The sequence below is a fragment of the Streptomyces globisporus genome, assembly GCF_003501885.1.
Taxonomy (GTDB): Bacteria; Actinomycetota; Actinomycetes; order Streptomycetales; family Streptomycetaceae; genus Streptomyces; species Streptomyces globisporus_D.
In genome coordinates, this window is the sequence record NZ_QWFA01000179.1 from 1 (window position 1) to 17,957 (window position 17,957).

Annotated in this window: 19 protein-coding genes and 2 pseudogenes; 12 read left to right on the forward strand and 9 right to left on the reverse strand. The window is 72.5% G+C overall.

Translation table 11 applies throughout. The features are described 5' to 3' along the window. A pseudogene (locus tag D3105_RS35510) lies at positions 1-178 on the reverse strand (immediate early protein); the annotation flags it as partial. Next, the gene (locus tag D3105_RS26590) at positions 175-768 is read right to left on the reverse strand and encodes an RNA polymerase sigma factor (RefSeq protein WP_118905536.1); all 594 of its coding nucleotides are present in this window, start codon (positions 766-768) and stop codon (positions 175-177) included. The pseudogene D3105_RS35510 and the gene D3105_RS26590, both read right to left, overlap by 4 nt. 330 nt (positions 769-1,098) lie before the next feature. Between D3105_RS26590 and D3105_RS26595 the strand changes: the two genes are divergently transcribed. After that, positions 1,099-1,473, forward strand: a complete 375-nt coding sequence (locus tag D3105_RS26595) for an STAS domain-containing protein (RefSeq protein WP_118905537.1) — start codon at positions 1,099-1,101, stop codon at positions 1,471-1,473. A 25-nt stretch (positions 1,474-1,498) separates the two neighbouring features. Here D3105_RS26595 and D3105_RS34720 read toward each other — a convergent pair whose 3' ends face one another. Beyond that, positions 1,499-1,642 (reverse strand): hypothetical protein, encoded by a 144-nt coding sequence (locus tag D3105_RS34720; RefSeq protein WP_165891089.1) that lies wholly within the window; start codon positions 1,640-1,642, stop codon positions 1,499-1,501. Between the two features lie 246 nt (positions 1,643-1,888). Here D3105_RS34720 and D3105_RS26600 point away from each other — a divergent pair, with 246 nt between their 5' ends. Next, positions 1,889-2,344 (forward strand): EF-hand domain-containing protein, encoded by a 456-nt coding sequence (locus D3105_RS26600; RefSeq protein ID WP_425315763.1) that lies wholly within the window; start codon positions 1,889-1,891, stop codon positions 2,342-2,344. Between the two features lie 75 nt (positions 2,345-2,419). Here D3105_RS26600 and D3105_RS26605 read toward each other — a convergent pair whose 3' ends face one another. Continuing rightward, positions 2,420-4,012 carry a class I adenylate-forming enzyme family protein gene (locus tag D3105_RS26605; RefSeq protein ID WP_118905538.1) on the reverse strand — a complete coding sequence of 531 codons (1,593 nt, stop codon included), beginning with the start codon at positions 4,010-4,012 and terminating at the stop codon, positions 2,420-2,422. A gap of 173 nt (positions 4,013-4,185) precedes the next feature. Between D3105_RS26605 and D3105_RS26610 the strand changes: the two genes are divergently transcribed. From D3105_RS26610 to D3105_RS26630, 4 genes are all read left to right on the forward strand, one after another. Next, positions 4,186-5,385: an amidohydrolase family protein gene (locus D3105_RS26610; RefSeq protein WP_118905539.1), complete on the forward strand. Its 1,200-nt coding sequence runs from the start codon at positions 4,186-4,188 to the stop codon at positions 5,383-5,385. A gap of 13 nt (positions 5,386-5,398) precedes the next feature. Further along, complete coding sequence (locus D3105_RS26615) at positions 5,399-6,553, forward strand: acyl-CoA dehydrogenase family protein (RefSeq protein ID WP_118905540.1); 1,155 nt, start codon at positions 5,399-5,401, stop codon at positions 6,551-6,553. Between the two features lie 7 nt (positions 6,554-6,560). Further along, positions 6,561-7,637 (forward strand): acyl-CoA dehydrogenase family protein, encoded by a 1,077-nt coding sequence (locus D3105_RS26620; RefSeq protein WP_118905541.1) that lies wholly within the window; start codon positions 6,561-6,563, stop codon positions 7,635-7,637. A gap of 407 nt (positions 7,638-8,044) precedes the next feature. Beyond that, positions 8,045-8,548: an ATP-binding protein gene (locus tag D3105_RS26630; RefSeq protein WP_118905543.1), complete on the forward strand. Its 504-nt coding sequence runs from the start codon at positions 8,045-8,047 to the stop codon at positions 8,546-8,548. Between the two features lie 18 nt (positions 8,549-8,566). Here the strand turns inward: D3105_RS26630 and D3105_RS26635 are convergent, their stop codons facing one another. Further along, entirely contained in the window at positions 8,567-9,493 is a 927-nt protein-coding gene (locus tag D3105_RS26635; RefSeq protein ID WP_118905544.1) for a cyclase family protein, read from the reverse strand. Positions 9,494-9,577: 84 nt separating this feature from the next. Here D3105_RS26635 and D3105_RS26640 point away from each other — a divergent pair, with 84 nt between their 5' ends. Genes D3105_RS26640 through D3105_RS26650 form a run of 3 tightly spaced genes read left to right on the forward strand, consistent with a single transcriptional unit; the run spans position 9,578 to position 12,702 of the window. Beyond that, a complete protein-coding gene (locus D3105_RS26640) occupies positions 9,578-10,495 on the forward strand; it encodes an SDR family oxidoreductase (RefSeq protein WP_118905545.1) in 918 nt (305 codons plus the stop codon). Between the two features lie 39 nt (positions 10,496-10,534). Then, on the forward strand, positions 10,535-11,656 hold the full coding sequence (locus D3105_RS26645; RefSeq protein WP_118905546.1) for an acyl-CoA dehydrogenase family protein: 1,122 nt from the start codon (positions 10,535-10,537) through the stop codon (positions 11,654-11,656). Continuing rightward, positions 11,653-12,702 carry a Zn-dependent alcohol dehydrogenase gene (locus D3105_RS26650; protein ID WP_118905547.1) on the forward strand — a complete coding sequence of 350 codons (1,050 nt, stop codon included), beginning with the start codon at positions 11,653-11,655 and terminating at the stop codon, positions 12,700-12,702. The genes D3105_RS26645 and D3105_RS26650 overlap by 4 nt, the downstream gene beginning before the upstream one ends. Positions 12,703-12,712: 10 nt before the next feature. Here D3105_RS26650 and D3105_RS26655 read toward each other — a convergent pair whose 3' ends face one another. Next, positions 12,713-12,898 carry a hypothetical protein gene (locus D3105_RS26655; RefSeq protein ID WP_425315764.1) on the reverse strand — a complete coding sequence of 62 codons (186 nt, stop codon included), beginning with the start codon at positions 12,896-12,898 and terminating at the stop codon, positions 12,713-12,715. A gap of 112 nt (positions 12,899-13,010) precedes the next feature. Between D3105_RS26655 and D3105_RS26660 the strand changes: the two genes are divergently transcribed. Next, complete coding sequence (locus D3105_RS26660) at positions 13,011-13,664, forward strand: TetR/AcrR family transcriptional regulator (RefSeq protein ID WP_118905548.1); 654 nt, start codon at positions 13,011-13,013, stop codon at positions 13,662-13,664. Positions 13,665-13,681: 17 nt separating this feature from the next. Here D3105_RS26660 and D3105_RS26665 read toward each other — a convergent pair whose 3' ends face one another. Beyond that, positions 13,682-14,674, reverse strand: a complete 993-nt coding sequence (locus tag D3105_RS26665; protein WP_118905551.1) for a GlxA family transcriptional regulator — start codon at positions 14,672-14,674, stop codon at positions 13,682-13,684. Between the two features lie 211 nt (positions 14,675-14,885). Between D3105_RS26665 and D3105_RS26670 the strand changes: the two genes are divergently transcribed. After that, entirely contained in the window at positions 14,886-15,269 is a 384-nt protein-coding gene (locus D3105_RS26670; RefSeq protein WP_338104025.1) for a DUF2809 domain-containing protein, read from the forward strand. A gap of 32 nt (positions 15,270-15,301) precedes the next feature. On the opposite strand, the gene D3105_RS26675 is transcribed toward D3105_RS26670, so the two are convergent. Beyond that, positions 15,302-15,685 (reverse strand): hypothetical protein, encoded by a 384-nt coding sequence (locus D3105_RS26675; RefSeq protein ID WP_118905549.1) that lies wholly within the window; start codon positions 15,683-15,685, stop codon positions 15,302-15,304. Between the two features lie 184 nt (positions 15,686-15,869). On the opposite strand from D3105_RS26675, the gene D3105_RS26680 reads away from it, so the two are divergent. Next, entirely contained in the window at positions 15,870-17,240 is a 1,371-nt protein-coding gene (locus D3105_RS26680; protein WP_240647028.1) for an MFS transporter, read from the forward strand. On the opposite strand, the pseudogene D3105_RS34725 reads toward D3105_RS26680, so the two are convergent. Beyond that, positions 17,179-17,957, reverse strand: a pseudogene (locus D3105_RS34725) (hypothetical protein); the annotation flags it as partial. The gene D3105_RS26680 and the pseudogene D3105_RS34725 sit on opposite strands and share 62 nt — an antisense overlap.

Below are 17,957 nucleotides of genomic sequence, written 5' to 3' on the forward strand. Positions count from 1 at the left end.
TCGGGGCCGACTGTTCCGGTACGGCCTCGTCGGGGGCCGTACCGCCGGGCGGCGGCAGGGGCGGCAGCGGGACGGACGCCAGATCGAGGTCGTCCGCCGCCCCGCGCGGGCCGGGTATCCGCCGGGCGCCGCGCACCTCCTCCTCGCCGCCCTCGCTCTCGCGTCCGTCGCCGCTCACCGGACCCGTCCGTAACCGGGTGGCGCGGACCCTTCGAGCGGGCGGGCGTTCGCCGTGGAGAGCAGCTGGAGCCCCAGCCGGAGCCGGCGGCGCGCCTCGTCCTCGGTGACCCCGAGATCGGCCGCGGTCTGCCGGTAGTCCCGCCGGTGGATGTACGCCAGCTCCAGGGCCTCCCGCAGCGGTACGGGCATCGAGGAGACGATGTAGTCGGCGCGGGCGGCGGACGTGGCGCTGCGCACCCGCCGCTCCAGCTCCTCCGGGTCGGGCACCGCGCCCTCGCCGTGCTCCTCCTCGTAGCGGGAGGCCGCCGCGCGGCGCAGCCGCTGGACGGACCGGCGGTGGGTGAGTCGGGCCACCCAGGAGCGCATCGAGCCCTGCTTCGGGTCGTACGCCTCGGGGTTCTCCCAGACCTGGGCGAAGACCTCGCGGGTCACCAGGTCGGCGGCGTCCTCGTCGTCGAGCATCCGGTGTGCCTGGCTGTGGACGAGGGCCGCGAACCGGTCGTAGAGCTCGCCGAGCGCCGCCGCCTCGCCGCGGGCCAGCCTCTGCTGCATCCTGCGGTCCCAGCGGGGTGCCGTGTCCTTCGCCATGAACCCCCCAGCCCCCGGCCCTGTTCTGCCCAGCTCCGTGATGCACCCTGTGCCCGTGAGGACCGAATGTAGTCCGCCGGGTGTGCGGTGCACGCGCCTTTGAGGCAACTCTCCTCCCGCGGCGCGTGGCCGACGACGGTAGTCGATTTTCGGCCCGGATACCTCCCCGGCCGCTCTGATCAGCGGAAACGGTCCGAACCGCGCCTTTCCGGCGGAAACCTCCTGGGCCTTGTCGGGTGCTTCGGTGTTTCATGGGGGTGCGGTTGGGCAGCCGCGAGGAGGAACGGAAACTTCCGGATTGCCGGGAGCCCCGGAACGAGAGGTCCAGTCGTGACGCTCAAGGTGGACGAGGCGGAGCAGGGCTCCTGGGCCGTGCTGCGCATAAGCGGTGAACTCGATCTGGTGACCTCGCCCGTCGTGCGCCAGTCCGTCCACGACGCGGTCGCGGAGGGGCAGCACGATGTGGTCCTCGATCTGTCCGAGGTCTTCTTCTGCGACTCCAGCGGCGTCGGAGTGCTGATCGCCTCCCGCCGTCTGATGAAGTCCTGCGGCGGCCGGCTGCGGCTGATCCTCCCGGCCCAGGGGGCGGAGGACGGATCGCACGTCAACAAGGTGCTCGGCGCGCTCGGCGTGCGCCGGCTCTTCGACGTCTACCCCGACGCGCTGTCGGCCACCGACGAGGAGTGCAGGCCGCTGAGCGCCTGAAGCGGGGGCGGGCGACGGGCCGTCCTCAGTCGATCGTGAAGCCCCGGAAGACGCCGACCTCCGTGGCGGAGACGGCGATGACACCGCAATCCATCACGTGACCGGTGAAGCCTTCGTACGCCCCGTCCCGGCGGAGCATGTCGGCATGCGGGTCGTCCCGCGCGGTCACCGCGTTGGTGAAGAAGAGCGCTGCGCACCGAACAGGCCCCCCGTCGCCGACCGCATGACGTCGAGGGCGTCCAGCCGCCAGTCACCGCGTCGTCGCGCGCCCACAGCCGCGAACATCCCTTCCCCGAAGAGGGCACGAAAGGAACGGTTCCACCGCGCGTCGTCGGTATGCGTCACGTTTCGTACCTCGGTTTCCCCGGTGCACACACTGCCGGGCGTCAGGTCGGCGGCGCCCGCCGATGCGAGGTTGTCACACAGGAACAGCTTCTCGGTGACACGTGAGCGCGCCCGCTGCGACGAGTTCGGTACGACGGCCCGCTGCGACAAGGGGCAGGCCCTCTACACCGGGGCCGAGGCCTTCTGGCAGGGCATGGCGGGGATCGCCGATGTGGACGGGGACCAGCGGGTCACCCGTGAGGAGTTCGTGGGCGGGGCGGTGAAGCGGCTCCGGGACAATCCCGAGCGGTTCGCCGAGATCGCCCGGCCGTTCCTGCGGGCGGTCATCGCGGTCGCGGATGGCGGGAACGACGGCAGAGCGTCGGTCGCGGACGTGGAGCGGGCGCTCCGGGTCCTCGGGGCCAGCGCCGAGATCGCGGGTGTCGCCGCCCAGAGCCTGGACACCGACCGGGACGGGAAGGTCGCGGAGAGCGATGTGGTGTCGGCGCTCGCCGTGTACTTCACGGTGATCGAGCCCGACGCGTAGGTCTTCTACCCGGCGTTACGGGGACGGCACACCCGCCCCCGTAAGCCCAGGGCGTGTCCGGCGCCGTGGACCCGGTCAAGATCCGCCGGACACGCCCTGGCCGCCGAACCGCTCCCGCAGCTTGTACTTGAGCACCTTGCGCAGCGTCTCGTTGCGAGGCAGGGCGTCCAGCAGCTCCAGTCGCTCGGGGACCTTGTGGCGGGCGAGCCCCGCGCCGCGCAGGTGGGCCGAGAGCTCGGGCAGCGTCAACGGCGGGGTGCCCGGCGGCTGTTCGATCACCGCGCAGACCCGTTCGCCGCGCTCCGGGTCGGGCAGGCCGATCACCGCAGCGTCGGCCACCCCCGGGTGCGTGTGGAGCAGGTCCTCGATCTCCTTGGCGGAGATGTTCTCGCCCTTGCGGATGATGATGTCCTTCAGCCGGCCGGTGAGCGTCAGGTGTCCGCTCTCCCGGAGGAGGCCCACGTCCCCGGTGATCAGGAATCCCTCGGCGTCGAAGGCCTCGGCGGAAGCGGCGGTGTCCAGATAGCCCCGGCAGACGGCCTCCCCGCGCAGCCGTACCTCGCCCTCCACCCCGTACGGGAGCGGCTTGCCCTGCTCGTCGGTGATCCGGATCTCCATGCCCTCCGGCGGCCGGCCCTCCGTCGTGGCGAGGTTCTCCGCCGTGTCGTCCGGGGCGCCCATGGTGATCATCGGGACCTCGGTCATGCCGTAGCCGTGGGTGAGCTGGACCCCCATCTCCCGCACCACCGCGTGGTAGACCTCCGGCGGTTTGGGCGCCCCGCCGCCCGCCAGCAGCCGGAGCGAGGGGATGAGCGGGCGGTCCGGGTCCTTGCGCTGCTCGGCCAGGAACATCGTGTAGAACGCCGTGGAGCCGCCCGCCACGGTCACCCCGTGGAGCCGGTACTCCGCCAGTGCGTCCGGCAGCGCGAACTGCTCGAACATCACCGCCGGGAACCCGTACAGCAGCAGCATCACCGTGTAGTCGGGCCCGGCGACATGGGCGTACGGGAACGCCATCGAGCCCACGTCGTCCGCCGACAACGCCAACGCGTGCGCGAGGCAGGAGCCGCCCGCGATCAGGGAGCGGTCGGTGTGCAGGACGCCCTTGGGGTCGGACGTGGTGCCCGAGGTCCAGTAGATCCAGCGGACCTCCTCGCCGGAGGCCGGTTCCGGCGGGGGCGGCAGAAGCGCCGGGTCGCCGTCGGGGAGGGCGTCGTACGCCTCGAAGACGCGGGGCGGGTCCGGGAGTTCACCGGCGATCCGCTCGGCCATCGCGGTGTGGTCGAAGCCCCGCCAGACGCCGGGCACGGCGAAGAACGCCGCCCCCGACTCCCGTAGCGCGAAACGCACTTCGCGGTCCCGGTAGAACGGGATGACCGGACTCTGCACCGCCCCGAGCCGGGTCAGCGCGAAGGAGAGCAGGGCCGTCTCCAGCCGGGTCGGCAGCTGCCAGGCGACGACGGTCCCCGCCCGCACGCCCATCCGGTACAGCCCGGCCGCGACCCGCTCCGCGCGGTCCCGCAGCTCGCCGAAGGTCAGGGTCCGAGCCTCCTGGAGCAGCACCGGGCGGCCGGGGGTGAGGGCGGCGCGGGCCTCGATCAGCTCCCAGAAGGTGCGGGAGGCGCCCAGGGTGCGGGCGAGCGCGGTCACGTCGTTCACGGCGGTCACAGGGATCCCTCCGAACTGACGGTCAGTCAGGTATTGCGCAGAGCGTAGGGCTCCGCGCCTTGTCGGTCCAGGGGGGCGGGGCTAGCCTGAAGGCCGCGACTGAATCTGACGGACCATCAGAAAGCGCCTGGGTGCGGGAAGTCCGCCAGGTGCGCCGGAGGGGACGACACACCATGACGGACACGGAACTGCCTCGGATCGTCAGCGTCGACGACCATGTGATCGAGCCCGCGCACCTCTTCTCCACCTGGCTCCCCGCGAAGTACCGCGAGCGCGGCCCCCAGCCGCTCACCGCCGGCATCGGGGAGCTGGCGTACACCGGCGGAAAGTACGTCATCACGATGGACCCGGACGGGCCGCCGACCGACTGGTGGATCTACGAGGACCTGAGGTTCCCGTACAAGCGGAACATCGCCGCCGTCGGCTTCGACCGCGACGACATGACCCTGGAGGGCATCACCCGGGCCGAGATGCGGCCCGGCTGCTGGGACCCGGCCGAGCGCCTCAAGGACATGGACCTCAACCACGTCGAGGCCTCCCTCTGCTTCCCGACCTTCCCGCGCTTCTGCGGCCAGACCTTCGCCGAGGCGCACGACAAGGAGGTCGCCCTCGCCTGCGTGCGCGCCTACAACGACTGGATGGTCGAGGAGTGGTGCGGCGACAGCGGCGGCCGGCTGATCCCGCTCTGCATCATCCCGCTCTGGGACATCGACCTCGCGGTCGCGGAGATCAAGCGGAACGCGGCGAGGGGTGTCCGCGCGGTCACCTTCTCCGAGATCCCCACCCACCTCGGGCTCCCCTCCATCCACACCGGCTACTGGGACCCGTTCTTCGCCGTCTGCCAGGAGACCGGCACCGTCGTCAACATGCACATCGGCTCCAGCTCCCAGATGCCCGCCGCGTCCCCCGACGCACCGCCCGCCGTGCAGGCCTCGCTCTCCTTCAACAACGCGATGGCCTCGATGATGGACTTCCTCTTCAGCGGGGTGCTGGTGAAGTTCCCGACGCTGAAACTGGCGTACAGCGAGGGGCAGATGGGGTGGATCCCCTACGCCCTGGAGCGCGCCGACGACGTGTGGGAGGAGCACCGGGCCTGGGGCGGGGTGCGCGATCTGATCCCCGAGCCGCCGTCGACGTACTACTACCGGCAGGTGTTCTGCTGCTTCTTCCGCGACAAGCACGGCATCTCCGCGCTCGACGTCGTCGGCCGCGACAACGCCACCTTCGAGACCGACTACCCGCACGTGGACTCGACCTTCCCGCACACCAAGGAGGTCGCCCTCGACCACGTCAAGGGACTGGACGAGGAGACCGTCCACAAACTGATGCGCGGAAACGCGATCCGGATGCTCGGCCTGGACCTGGACAAGTAGGCCGGGGGCCGCGGTGGATCTCACGTACACGGAGGCCGAGGAGGAGTTCCGGGGCCGGCTGCGGGAGTGGCTGGCCGCCGTCCTCCGCGGCCTGCCCGCCAAGCCCTCGGCCGACGACTGGCCGGCGCGCCGGGCGTACGACACCACCTGGCAGCGGATGCTGTACGACGCCGGGTACGCGGGCCTGCACTGGCCGGTGGACGCGGGCGGGCAGGGCGCCACCCCGACGCAGCACCTGATCTTCCTGGAGGAGACGGAGAAGGCGGGAGCCCCCTACGTCGGGGCGAACTTCGTCGGCCTGCTGCACGCCGGGCCGACGATCGCCGCCGAGGGCACGGCCGGACAGCGGGCCCGCTGGCTGCCCCCGGTGCTGCGCGGCGACGAGATCTGGTGCCAGGGGTTCAGCGAGCCGGACGCGGGCTCCGACCTGGCCGCCCTGCGGACGCGGGCGGTGCGCGACGGGGACGACTACGTGGTCACCGGGCAGAAGATCTGGACCTCGCACGCCGAGGTCGCCGACTGGTGCGAGCTACTGGTGCGGACGGACCCGGACGCACCGAAACACCGGGGCATCAGCTGGCTCGCCATGCCGATGGACGCCCCTGGGATCACGGTCAGGCCGCTGCGGACGCTCGCCGGGTCCACCGAGTTCGCCGAGGTGTTCCTCGACGAGGTCCGGGTGCCGGCCTCTTGTCGCGTCGGGGCGGAGAACGACGGCTGGCGGGTCACCATGGTCACCCTCTCCTTCGAACGCGGCACCGCCTTCGTCGGCGAGGTCGTCGCCTGCCGCCGCACCCTGGACGCGCTCGCCGACGAGGCCCGGCGCACCGGGCGCTGGGACGACCCTGCGCTGCGCCGGCGGCTCGGGCGGCTGAACGCCGAGTTCCGGGCCCTGTGGCGGCTCACGCAGGCGAACGTGAGCGAGTCGGAGCGCACGGGCGGGGTCCCCGGCGTCGGCGGCTCGGTCTTCAAGCTGCGCTACTCCGGGGTCCGCCAGGAGCTGTACGAGGCAGCGGCGGAGGTGCTGGGCGCGGACGCCTTCGACGTCGACCGGGAATGGGTCCTGGACCGGCTGTCCTCCCTCTCGTACACCATCGCCGCGGGCACCTCGCAGATCCAGCGGAACATCGTCGCCGAGCGCATCCTCGGCCTGCCGAAGGGGCGCTGAGGCCGCCGTGGACTTCCAGCTCTCGGACGACCAGCGGGCCCTGCGGTCCGGTATGCGCGATCTGCTCGGCGCGGTCTTCGACCGGGACCGGCTGCGGGCGGCGGTGGAGCGGGACGGGGCCCTGGACCGGTCGCTGTGGCGGGAGCTGGGCGCGGCCGGGTTCTTCGCGCTGCGGCTGCCGGAGGAGGCGGGCGGGGTGGGCCTCGGGCTGCCCGAGGCGGTGCTGCTCTTCGAGGAGGCGGGCCGGGCGCTGCTGCCGGGCCCGCTGGTCGCCACGCACCTGGCGGCGGGCCTGGTGGAGGGGGCCGCCGAGGGCGAGGCGGTGGTGACGGCCGTGACCGCGGACCTGCCGGTGGCGCACCTCGCGGAGGCTGACGCGGCGCTGGTGGGTACCGACGCCCTCGCCGGGGAGCCGCTTGCCGGGGAGGCGCTGCGCGCTTTCGTGGCCGGCGCCCGGCCCGTACGGTCGATGGACCCGCTCACGCCGCTGCACCGGGCGCCGACCCCGGTGGCGGCGGGGTCCCGGGCGGCGTCGCAACGCACGCCGACGGACGCGGAACGTGCCCCGGCCGCGACGGAGCGCACACCGGCGCACGCCGGGCGGTTCCGCTTCGAGGCCGCGCTGCTCACCGCCGCCGAGCAGCTCGGCAGCGCCGCCCGGACCACCGAGGCGGCCGTTCAACACGCCGGGGACCGTGAGCAGTTCGGATCGCCCATCGGATCGTTCCAGGCGGTCAAACATCTCTGTGCCGACATGCTCGCCCGCACCGAACCGGCCCGCGCCGCCGTGTACGCGGCCGCCCTGACCGGCGACCCGGTGGAGATCGCGGCGGCGAAACTCCTCGCCGACGAGGCGGCCGTACGCAACGCCCGCGACTGCCTCCAGATCCACGGCGGGATGGGCTTCACCTGGGAGGCAGATGTTCACCTCCACCTGAAACGGGCCTGGCTCCGGGCCTCCTCCTGGCTCACCGGGGCCGGGGCCGAGGAGCTGCTCGCCGCCGGTCTGGGGGCGGCGGGGCGGCTTCCGCGCAGCTCGGCGGCGTATGGACGACCGGTCCCGGAAGCAGGGGGCGGAGGGTGACGCAGCGCATCCGGCCGGTGCCGATACCGGGTTGTGTCCCTTGCGTGATTCGTCACCGGGTGGAGTCGGGGCCCGGCTCGGGTACGCTCCGTGGGATGCGAGTGGTTCTGGAACCGGGCGATCCGGGGGCGGCCTGTGCGGCGGCTCCGGTCCGGAGCGAGGGCTCTCGCCGGAGATGTGCCGGGCCTGCCCGAAGAGCGTTTCTCGCAGCCTCTGCGCGCTCCTGTTCGACTCCCCGCAGCGTGCGTCGCACAGTATGCACCACACGTACTCCTTCGCGCTGGAATATGCCCGAAGCGCTTGTTGCGGTGACTGTACGTCAACCATGCTGTCGCGTAAGGGAATCACGTTCCGTGACCCTGAGGAGGCGCGAGGCGATGTGTCCGCCGGTTCGGATGGTGTGAGCGGTGCAGGTGCTTCAGGTTCAGCTGGAGGTCGGTCCGGATCCCGCAGAGGTGGGGCGGGCCCGTAGGTGGGCGCGGTCGCGCCTGGTCGGATCCGGGATAGGGGATGACGAGCCGCTCGCCGAGACGCTCATCCTGCTGATCTCGGAGCTGGTCACCAACGCCGTCGTCCACACGGGGTGTCCCGCCGTGCTGCGGATGCTCTTCGGCGGGGGCGGGGCCTCCGGCGCGGCCGGGACCGTCCGGGTCGAGGTCGCGGACGCCAGTGACTGTCCGCCGCTCCAGCGGCACGCGGCGGGCGAGGACACCAACGGCCGGGGCCTGGAGCTGGTGGACGGGCTCGCCGACCGCTGGGGCTGGCAGCCGGAGGGTGCGGGCAAGCAGATCTGGTGCGAGGTCGACCGGAGCGGTCCGGTACGGGCCGCGGAGCTGCCCACGGTGGTCGTCCAGGGCGGTGGCGAGGTGTGCGAACCGCCCACGTGCGTCTTCACTGACAACCTGGCCTGAACCGCTCGTCGTTCTCTTCTACAGGACCGCGACCGGGGCGACCGGCGACCCGGTGGCCCCGGCGAACGGCTCCGGTGCGGCGGTGAGCAGGAAGGCGTACCGGCCCTCCTCCGCACAGGCGGTGGACAGCGCCTCCAGGTTCCAGTTCTGGCCCTGGAGCAGCCCCATCTCGACCAGGTGCAGGGCGTGCACGGGCAGCCACAGGTCCGCGATCTCCGGCGGGAAGATCTCGAAGGTCAGGGTGTCGTTGGCGACGGCCGCGACGTCCCGGGCGTGGAACCACTCGGGCGTGCGCACGGAGAGCCCCGGCGACGGGTAGCCGTACGCGTCCCGGTCCCCGGCCAGCGCGAGGCGTATCTGCCCGGTCCGTACGAGCGCGATGTCCCCGGCCCGTACGCGTACGCCTCCGAACTCCTCCGCCGCCGCCAGGTCCTCCGGCGTGACGGCGTGATCGCCCGGCAGCCGGTCGACCCCCCGGGCGCGGGCCACGTCCAGCAGCACGCCGCGCGAGACCAGGTGCTCCACGGCGGCGATCGACGAGAACCGGGCCCCGCCATGGGCGGTGATCGTGTCCGCCGGGCGGCCGTTGTAGATCTTCCCGCTGTGCGAGACATGGGGCAGGGCGTCCCAGTGGGTGGCCGCCTGGAGGCCCATCGTGACGGCGTCGTCGCTGGTGGCGACCGTACCGGGGCCGAAGATCTCCTGGTTGATCTGGATCATCGTGTGCAGCGGATTGACCCGGCCCGGGATGAGCCCGCTCTGTATGCCGTCCTGCCGGAGCGGCAGTGCGAGCGGTATCCGGCGGCCGGTGCGGACGGTCGCGGCGGCCTCCCGTGCGACGGCGTCGGTGATCAGGTTGAGCGTGCCGAGCTCGTCGGCCTCTCCCCAGCGGCCCCAGTTGTTGACGCGCTTGGCGATCTCGTGGAACTCGGCCGGCAGGGACATGGGGACCTCCTGGGTCTTGTGCCGGGGTATCCGACTGCCCATAAAATCTAACGGTCCGTCAGAAACCGCGGGAAGGGGCCGGGCATGGGGAACTTCTTGGCAGGCAGGGTGGTCGCCGTGACGGGGGCAGGCCGGGGCATCGGCCGGGCGGTCGCGCTCGCCGCGGCGGCGGAGGGGGCGCGGGTCGTCGTCAACGACTACGGCGTATCCGTCGAGGGCTCCGAACCGACCGGCGAGGTCGCCAGGTCCGTCGTCAAGGAGATCGAGGCGGCGGGCGGCACGGCGGTGGCGGTCGGGGACGACATCTCCACGATGGCGGGCGGACAGCGGATCGTGGACACGGCACTGGCGGAGTACGGCCGGCTCGACGGAGTGGTCTGCGTGGCCGGGATCCTGCGCGAGCGGATGCTGTTCAACATGTCGGAGGAGGAGTGGGACCCGGTCATCGCGACGCACTTGAAAGGCACCTTCACCGTCTTCCGCGCCGCGTCGGCGGTGATGCGGAAGCAGGACGGCGGCGGCACGTTGATCGGCTTCACCAGCGGCAACCACCAGGGCAGCGTCTCCCAGGCCAACTACAGCGCGGCGAAGGGCGGGATCATCTCGCTGGTCCGCAGCGCGGCGCTGGGCCTGCACCGGTACGGGGTGACGGCGAATGCGGTCGCACCCGTCGCCCGGACCCGGATGTCGGCCGGGGTCCCGATGGAGCTGAAGGAGATCGGGGAGCCGGAGGACGTCGCGGCGCTGGTCGTCTACCTGCTGAGCGAGCGGGCGCGGGCGGAGGGGATCACCGGCCAGGTGTACACGATCGCGGGCCCGAAGATCGCGGTCTGGGCCCAGCCGAGGGAGTTGCGGGCGGGGTACGCGGAGGGGGTGCCCTGGACTCCGGAACGGATCGCGGACTTCCTGCCGGGGACGGTGGGGGTGGATCCGATGCCGATGCTGGGGCGGGTGGCGGAGATGGCGGCGGCGGCCAAGTCGGGGGACCGGCCGAACACGTGACGCCCTCGGGGGCGGAGCCCCCAGAGACAGGAGGAACCCATGGACTTCCGTACCGAGGTGCGTACCTGGCTGGCGGGCCACCTCGCCGACACCCCCGCCCCCCACCCCCGCACGTGGGAACGCGAGCTGGGCAAGGCCGGCTGGATCGGCATCGGCTGGCCCGACGACGGCGACACGTACGGCAACCGCCGCGCCACCCTCCCCGAGCAGGTCGTCTGGGCCGAGGAGTACGCCCGCTCCACCGCCCCCGCCCGGATGGGCCACATCGGGGAGAACCTCCTCGCCCCGACCCTCATCACGTACGGCACCGAGGAGCAGAAGCGCCGCCATCTGCCCCCCGTCGCCCGCGGCGAGACCCTCTGGTGCCAGGGGTACAGCGAACCGGGCGCGGGGTCCGACCTCGCCGGGATACGTACCACGGCCACCCCGGACGGCACCGGCGGCTACGCCGTGACCGGCCAGAAGATCTGGACCTCCCTCGCCCTCGACGCCGACCACTGCTTCGTCCTCGCCCGCACCGACCCCGACTCCACCCGCCACCACGGGCTGTCGTTCCTGCTGCTGGACATGGACCAGCCGGGGCGGATCGAGGTGCGGCCGATCCGGCAGCTGACCGGGACCAGTGAGTTCAACGAGGTGTTCTTCGACGGGGCCCGGGCCACCGAGACCGTCGGCGGGGAGGGCAACGGCTGGCAGGTCGCCCTGGGCCTGCTCGCCCGGGAGCGCGGGGTGTCCACGCTCGCCCAGCAGATCGGGTTCGCCGAGGAGTTGGGCCGGGTGGTCGCCGCCGGCGTGGCGAGCGGGGCCGCCGAGGACCCGGTCATCAGGGCCCGGCTCGTACGCCAGTGGGCCGAGCTGGACACCATGCGCCGCCATGCCCTGCGCACCCTCGGCACCACCGGCGACCCGGGCGCGCCCAGTGTGGCGAAGCTCCTGTGGGGCGGCTGGCACCAGCGGCTGGGGGAGCTGGCGGTGGAGGTCGCGGGCGAGGCGGGGGCCGTCGGACCGGAGCCGTGGTCCGAGGCCAGGCCGTACGAACTCGACGACGCACAGCAGCTGTTCCTCTTCAGCCGGGCCGACACCATCTACGGCGGCTCCGACGAGATCCAGCGGAACATCATCGCCGAGCGGGTGCTCGGCCTACCGAGGGAGCCGAGATGAGAGGCGTCGTTTTCGACGGCACACGGACCGAGGTCGTCGACGACCTGGAGATACGCGACCCGGGCCCCGGCGAGGTGCTGGTGGCGATCGCCGCCGCCGGGCTCTGCCACAGCGACCTGTCGGTGATCGACGGCACGATCCCCTTCCCGGCCCCCGTCGTGCTCGGCCACGAGGGCGCGGGCGTGGTGGAAGCGGTCGGGCCCGGCGTCGTCCACGTACGGCCCGGTGATCACGTGGCCCTGTCCACCCTCGCCAACTGCGGTGCCTGCGCCCAGTGCGACCGGGGCCGGCCGACCATGTGCCGCAAGGCGATCGGACGGCCCGGGCGGCCGTTCTCGCGGGGCGGGGAGCCGGTGTTCCAGTTCGCCTCCAACTCCGCCTTCGCGGAACATACGGTGGTCCGCGCCGTCCAGGCCGTGAAGATCCCGGTCGATCTGCCCCTCACCTCGGCCGCCCTGATCGGCTGCGGCGTGCTCACCGGCGTCGGGGCCGTCCTGAACCGGGCGAAGGTGGGCCTCGGCGACAGCGTCGTCGTCATCGGCACCGGCGGCATCGGTCTCAACGTGCTCCAGGGGGCCCGGCTGGCCGGCGCGCGCACCGTCGTAGCCGTCGACAGCAACCCGGCGAAGGAGGCGGTGGCCCGGCAGTTCGGCGCCACGCACTTCCTGACCGCGGCCGACGGTGTGCGCGACATCCTGCCCGACGGGGCCGACCACGCCTTCGAGTGCGTCGGCCGCACCGAGCTGATCCGCCAGGCGATCGGCCTCCTGGACCGCCACGGCCAGGCGATCCTGCTCGGCGTCCCGGCGGCGAGTGCCGAGGCGTCGTTCCTGGTCTCGTCGATGTACCTGGACAAGTCGATCCTGGGCTGCCGTTACGGCTCCTCACGGCCGCAGCGCGACATCGCCCTGTACGCGGACCTCTACCAGGAGGGTCGGCTGCTGCTGGACGAACTGGTGACGGAGACGTACCCGGTGGAGGACTTCGCCAAGGCGGCCGACGACGCGCACCACGGACGGGTGGCCCGGGGGGTGCTGGTCTTCTGACCCTTCCTGGTCAGCCGCGCGGGCAGGGGCGGGCCCCGGCCGCGGCCTTCAGCTCGCCGAGCCATGCTTCGAGGCCCTGCCGCAGGATCTCGGTGGCGTCGGGGACGTTCGCCTCGACCTGCCGGACGGTGGACGTGATGTCCGTGGCGGTGCTGCGGGTCCGGGGCATCAGGATCTCCATCTGGTAGCGACTCACACTTTTGTCGGAGGCTGCAGCTCCCAGCACATCGAGGGGTCAAGAGGCTCCGTGATATCTTCTAACGGAAATTTGAGTGAGTAGCTGACGTGGTGACGGAAGGCGGCACCTCATGGCGAAGTCCGACGCCGCGACCCCGCGCGAGCGCTATCGCGCCCAGGTGCGTGCCGAGATCAAGCAGCACGCCTGGGAGCAGATCGCCACGGCCGGGGCCTCCGCGCTCTCCCTCAACGCGATCGCCAGGCGGATGGGCGTCAGCGGTCCCGCGCTCTACCGCTACTTCGCCGGCCGGGACGAGCTGATCACCGAGCTCATCGGGGACGCGTATCGCAGCCTCGCCGACGCCGTCCACGCGGCGGCCGTCACCGGTGCCGACCCGGCCGCCCTCGCGCACGTCCTGCGCGACTGGGCCCTGGCGGACCCCCACCGGTACTTCCTCATCTACGGCACCCCCGTCCCCGGCTACCACGCGCCCGACGAGATCACCGGCATCTCGCAGGAGATCATGGCCGACCTGCTGACCGCCTGGACGGCCTACGAACCGGACGTGCCCGCCTCGCCGTTCGCCGCCCACCTGGCGGACCACCGCGACTGGGCCGGGGGCCACCCGGCCCCGCCCGGGGCGCTGCGGCGGGCCCTCGCGTTCTGGACCCGGCTGCACGGCGTGCTGTCCCTGGAGCTGGCCGGCCACTTCACGGGCATGGGCTTCGACCCGGCCCTGCTGTTCCGGGCCGAACTGGACGACCTGGTGGGGCGCGAGGACTGACGCCCGGGCCGGGCGGCTCAGCGCGAGGCGTCCGCCGAGGAGCGGAACGTGCGCCGGTAGACCGTGGGCGGTACGCCCAGGGCCGCCTGGAGGTGCTGGCGCAGCGAGGTCGCCGTGCCGAAGCCCGCGTCCCGGGCCACCTGGTCGATGGACAGGTCCGTCGACTCCAGCAGATGGCGGGCCCGCTCCACCCGCTGCTGGGTGAGCCACTGGCCGGGGCTGATCCCGACCTCCTCGCGGAAGCGGCGCGTGAACGTCCGTACGCTCATGGCCTCCTGCTCCGCCATGTCCCGCAGCAGGATCGGCCGCTCAAGACGGGCCAGCGCCCAGGCCCGGGCGGCCGTCGTGGTCGCGAACTGCGGCTCGGGGAGCGGGCGGTGGATGTACTGGGCCTGCCCGCCGTCCCGGTGCGGGGGCACCACCGTGCGGCGGGCGATCTCGTTGGCGACGGCCGCCCCGTGGTCGCGCCGCACCAGGTGCAGGCAGAGGTCGATCCCGGCGGCGACACCGGCGGAGGTGAGGACGTCGCCGTCGTCGATGAACAGGACGTCCGGGTCGACGCGGACCTGCGGGAAGATCCGCTGGAAGTGGTCGGCGGACGACCAGTGCGTGGTGGCGGGGCGGCCGTCGAGGTATCCGGCCGCCGCCAGGACGTAGCTGCCGGTGCAGATGGAGACCATCCGGGTGCCGGGCCGGACCAGGGCGAGCGCGGCGGCCAGCTCCTCGGTGAGCCTGCCCTCCTCGAAGACCGGGCCCAGCTCGTAGGAGGCGGGGACGACCACGGTGTCGGCGGTGGCGAGCGCCTCCGGGCCGTGCTCCACGAGGACGGCGAAGTCCGCGTCGGTCCGGACCGGGCCGGGCGGCCGGATCGAGCAGGTCACCACGTCGTACAGTTTGCCGCCCGTGCCGCCCGATTCGGTGCCCAGGGAGCGGCCGAAGATCCGCTGGGGGATGCCCAGTTCGAAGGGGAGCAGTCCGTCGAGAGCCAGGACGACGACGCGGTGCGGCATGACGGCCTCCTCGAAGATCACCGGTGGAGCCCGGTAGCTGGTATAGACCACGAGCTGATACAGGTTAGCGATGTGATGGAGAAGCCGACAGAGCCCGCGTCCATTCCCGACGCGGACCGTGACAGCCGCAGGCCCCCGCCCCCGTCCCCGAAGACGCCCTCGAACCCGCCGCGGCCCGCCCGCGATCTCATGGCTCGCGCGGTCGCGGCGGGTGGCGGCCTCCGGCACGGGGCGCGCGGTCGCGGCGGTGGCGGCCTCCGGCACCGTCGCCGCGGGCCTCGCCGTGCGCGCCGGGGCGGACGGGGCCTTCGCCAAGTACGCCGGGAGCGCGCTCTACACGGTTCTGCTCTGCGCCCTCGTCGCCTTCTGCGCGCCTCGCGTGCGGCCCCTCATGGTGGCCGCCACGGCGCTGGGCCTGAGCTGGGCGGTGGAGTTCGCCCAGCTCACCGGCGTACCGGCGGAGCTGTCGGCGCACAGCACGGCGGCCCGGCTGGTCCTCGGCTCGACCTTCAACGCGCCGGACCTGGTCTGGTACGCGGTCGGCGCGGCCGGTGCATGGGCGGTGCTCCGTGCGGCGGACCGGGCCCGCGGCTGACCCCGGCCCGGGCCCGGTCCGGGCCCGGCCCCTCACTTCTTGCCGCGGGCCCGTTCCTCGCTCGCCTGCATCTCCAGTATCGCGAAGACATGGGCGCTGGTGCGCCGCCGGGAGGTGCCGCTGACGACGAGCGCCGCGCCCGCCACGGCCGTGGGGACGGACAGGGCCAGGATGCCGACGAGTTCCGGCCAGTCGCGCTCCCCGGCGCACAGGGAAGGGCTGGTGTGCGAACGGCCGTACGCGAGCGGGGACTCGCACTCCAGGTCGCGGCTGGGGGAGGACGCGACGGTGTACGGAGCCAGCAGCAGGTAGCCGAGCCAGAGCAGTAGCCCGGCCGCCACGGCGGACAGGCCCACTCCCCAGGCCACGCGGGCCCCGGCTCGGCGGTCGAACTCCTGGCGGACGGCCCAGTGCATGTCGCTCCTCGTGTCGTGTCGTGCCGGGATCCGGCGCGCAACCTCTCTCGTTCGGACGGCGATCGTATGCAGTGCCCGTGACCGCGCCCGCCCGCCCCGGACCATGCCGTCGTGGCCCGATTCCTGCGAACCATGTCCTTCAGGCCACTCGTAGGGAAAGCCCCGGGCCAAGAAGCTGGTCCACGTGACCGAGACCATCGAAAGCGCAGCCCGGGGCGACCGGCGTCGGCCCCGTGAGGAGCGCCGTCGCCCCCGCCCCCGTATCCACCGGGCGTGGCTCGTCGCCGCCGTCACCTTCGTGACGATCATCGGTGGCGCGGCCTTCAACTCCCTGCCCGGACTGCTCATCGACCCGCTCCACCGCGAATTCGGCTGGTCGCGCGGGGAGATCGGGCTCGCGGTCTCCATCGACATGGCGCTGTACGGGCTGACCGCACCGTTCGCCGCCGCGCTCATGGACCGCTTCGGCATCCGGCGGGTCGTGGCGAGCGCGCTCACGATGGTGGCGGCCGGGGCGATCGCCGGCGTCTGGATGACGGCGTCCTGGCAACTGATGATCTACTGGGGCCTGTTGGTCGGCCTCGGCACCGGATCCATGGCGATGGCGTTCGCCGCGACCGTCACCAACCGCTGGTTCGTCGCCCGCCGGGGCCTGGTCACCGGCATCCTCACCGCGGCCGGCGCCTCCGGGCAGCTCGTCTTCCTCCCGCTCTGCGCCTGGATCGTCGACCGGCACGGCTGGGAGCCCGCGTCGGTCACCGTCGGCCTGGCGGCCCTCGTCGTCGTCCCGTTCGTGTGGCTCCTGATGCGCGACCACCCGGCCGATGTGGGGATCGCCCCGTACGGCGGTACGTACGTGGAGAAGCCCGCCCCCGCCCGGGGCGCCGCCCGCCGGGCGGTGCGCGTGCTGCTCGACGCGGCCCGCACCGGCCCGTTCTGGCTGCTCGCGGGCGCCTTCGCGATCTGCGGGGCCTCCACCAACGGCCTGATCCGCACCCACTTCGTGCCCTCCGCCCACGACCACCACATGCCCATCACCGTGGCGGCCTCGCTGCTCGCCGTGATCGGGGTCTTCGACGTCATCGGCACGATCTTCTCCGGCTGGCTCACCGACCGCTTCGACGCCCGCAGGCTGCTCGCCGTCTACTACGCGCTGCGCGGGATCTCGCTGCTGTTCCTGCCGATGCTCATGGCCCCCGACGTCCGGCCGCCGATGGTCTTCTTCATCGTGTTCTACGGTCTCGACTGGGTCGCCACCGTCCCGCCGACGCTGGCGCTCTGCCGGGAGCAGTACGGCGACGACAGCGCGATCGTCTTCGGCTGGGTGCTGGCCTCGCACCAGGTGGGCGCGGCGGTGGTCGCGTTCCTCGGCGGAGTCGCGCGGGACGTGTTCGGCAGCTACGACGTGGTCTGGTACGCGGCCGGGGCGCTGTGCGCGATGGCGGCGCTGATGTCGCTGGTGATCCGTCGCCGCGCCGTGGGCCAGGTGCCGGTCACGGACAGACCGGGCGGTCGGGCAGACGTACGGGAACGCCCGCCCGTTCCTCGGCGGTGAACGTCCGGTTGCCGATGACCTCGCACAACGCGCGCCGCCACTCCGCCGGGTCGAGGCGCAGGGGACCGCCCGTGTTGTCCGTGTTCTGGTAGATCACGGACTTGCCGTCCGGAGTCATGTCCCGGAAGACGTAGGCGCCTTCGCCCAGCATGCTGCTGGAGGGCGCGCGGCCGAAGTCGTACGACTCGCGGTAGCTGCGGCCGTCGGCTCCGTAGACGCGTACGGAGCTGTTGGCGGCCACGACGAAGCCGCCCTTCCCGTCGATGAAGCTGGCGACGTACGGTTTCATCGAGTCCTCGGCCACGCTGCGCAGTGGCCCCAGCTTCCTGTGCAGCGGGTCGCGCTGCCAGAGCTCCACCAGGCCTCCGCTGCGCAGGACGGCCAGGTAGCGTCCGCTGGGGTCGACCTGCACGGCGACGGCATCGGTGGGCACCTTCACGGTCGCCTTGATCGTTCCCGTCGAGAGGTCGACGATTCGGAGCCGGGGGTCGCCCCAGACGAGCACGGCCACCTGGCCGTCCTCGGGGAACTTGCTGACGTGCGTCGTCGGCTGATCGGCGTCGGCCCGGCCCCTTGACGTCAGGGTCTTGATGTCGAACCGGGCGCCCTCCTCGCCGGTGCGCGTGTCCCACTGCTGCACCAGGGTTCCGGAGACGGTCACCAGGCGCTTGTCACGGTCGAAGAAGTAACGGAGGCCGGTGGGGGAGGGTGGTGCGG

What these genes read in the sequence shown, in the direction of transcription:
- D3105_RS26590 (WP_118905536.1), bottom strand. Translation starts at nt 768, where the DNA reads ATGGCGAAGGACACGGCACCCCGCTGGGACCGCAGGATGCAGCAGAGG.
- D3105_RS26610 (WP_118905539.1), top strand. Translation starts at nt 4,186, where the DNA reads ATGACGGACACGGAACTGCCTCGGATCGTCAGCGTCGACGACCATGTG.
- D3105_RS26635 (WP_118905544.1), bottom strand. Translation starts at nt 9,493, where the DNA reads ATGTCCCTGCCGGCCGAGTTCCACGAGATCGCCAAGCGCGTCAACAAC.
- D3105_RS26640 (WP_118905545.1), top strand. Translation starts at nt 9,578, where the DNA reads ATGGGGAACTTCTTGGCAGGCAGGGTGGTCGCCGTGACGGGGGCAGGC.
- D3105_RS26645 (WP_118905546.1), top strand. Translation starts at nt 10,535, where the DNA reads ATGGACTTCCGTACCGAGGTGCGTACCTGGCTGGCGGGCCACCTCGCC.
- D3105_RS26650 (WP_118905547.1), top strand. Translation starts at nt 11,653, where the DNA reads ATGAGAGGCGTCGTTTTCGACGGCACACGGACCGAGGTCGTCGACGAC.
- D3105_RS26660 (WP_118905548.1), top strand. Translation starts at nt 13,011, where the DNA reads ATGGCGAAGTCCGACGCCGCGACCCCGCGCGAGCGCTATCGCGCCCAG.
- D3105_RS26665 (WP_118905551.1), bottom strand. Translation starts at nt 14,674, where the DNA reads ATGCCGCACCGCGTCGTCGTCCTGGCTCTCGACGGACTGCTCCCCTTC.
- D3105_RS26675 (WP_118905549.1), bottom strand. Translation starts at nt 15,685, where the DNA reads ATGCACTGGGCCGTCCGCCAGGAGTTCGACCGCCGAGCCGGGGCCCGC.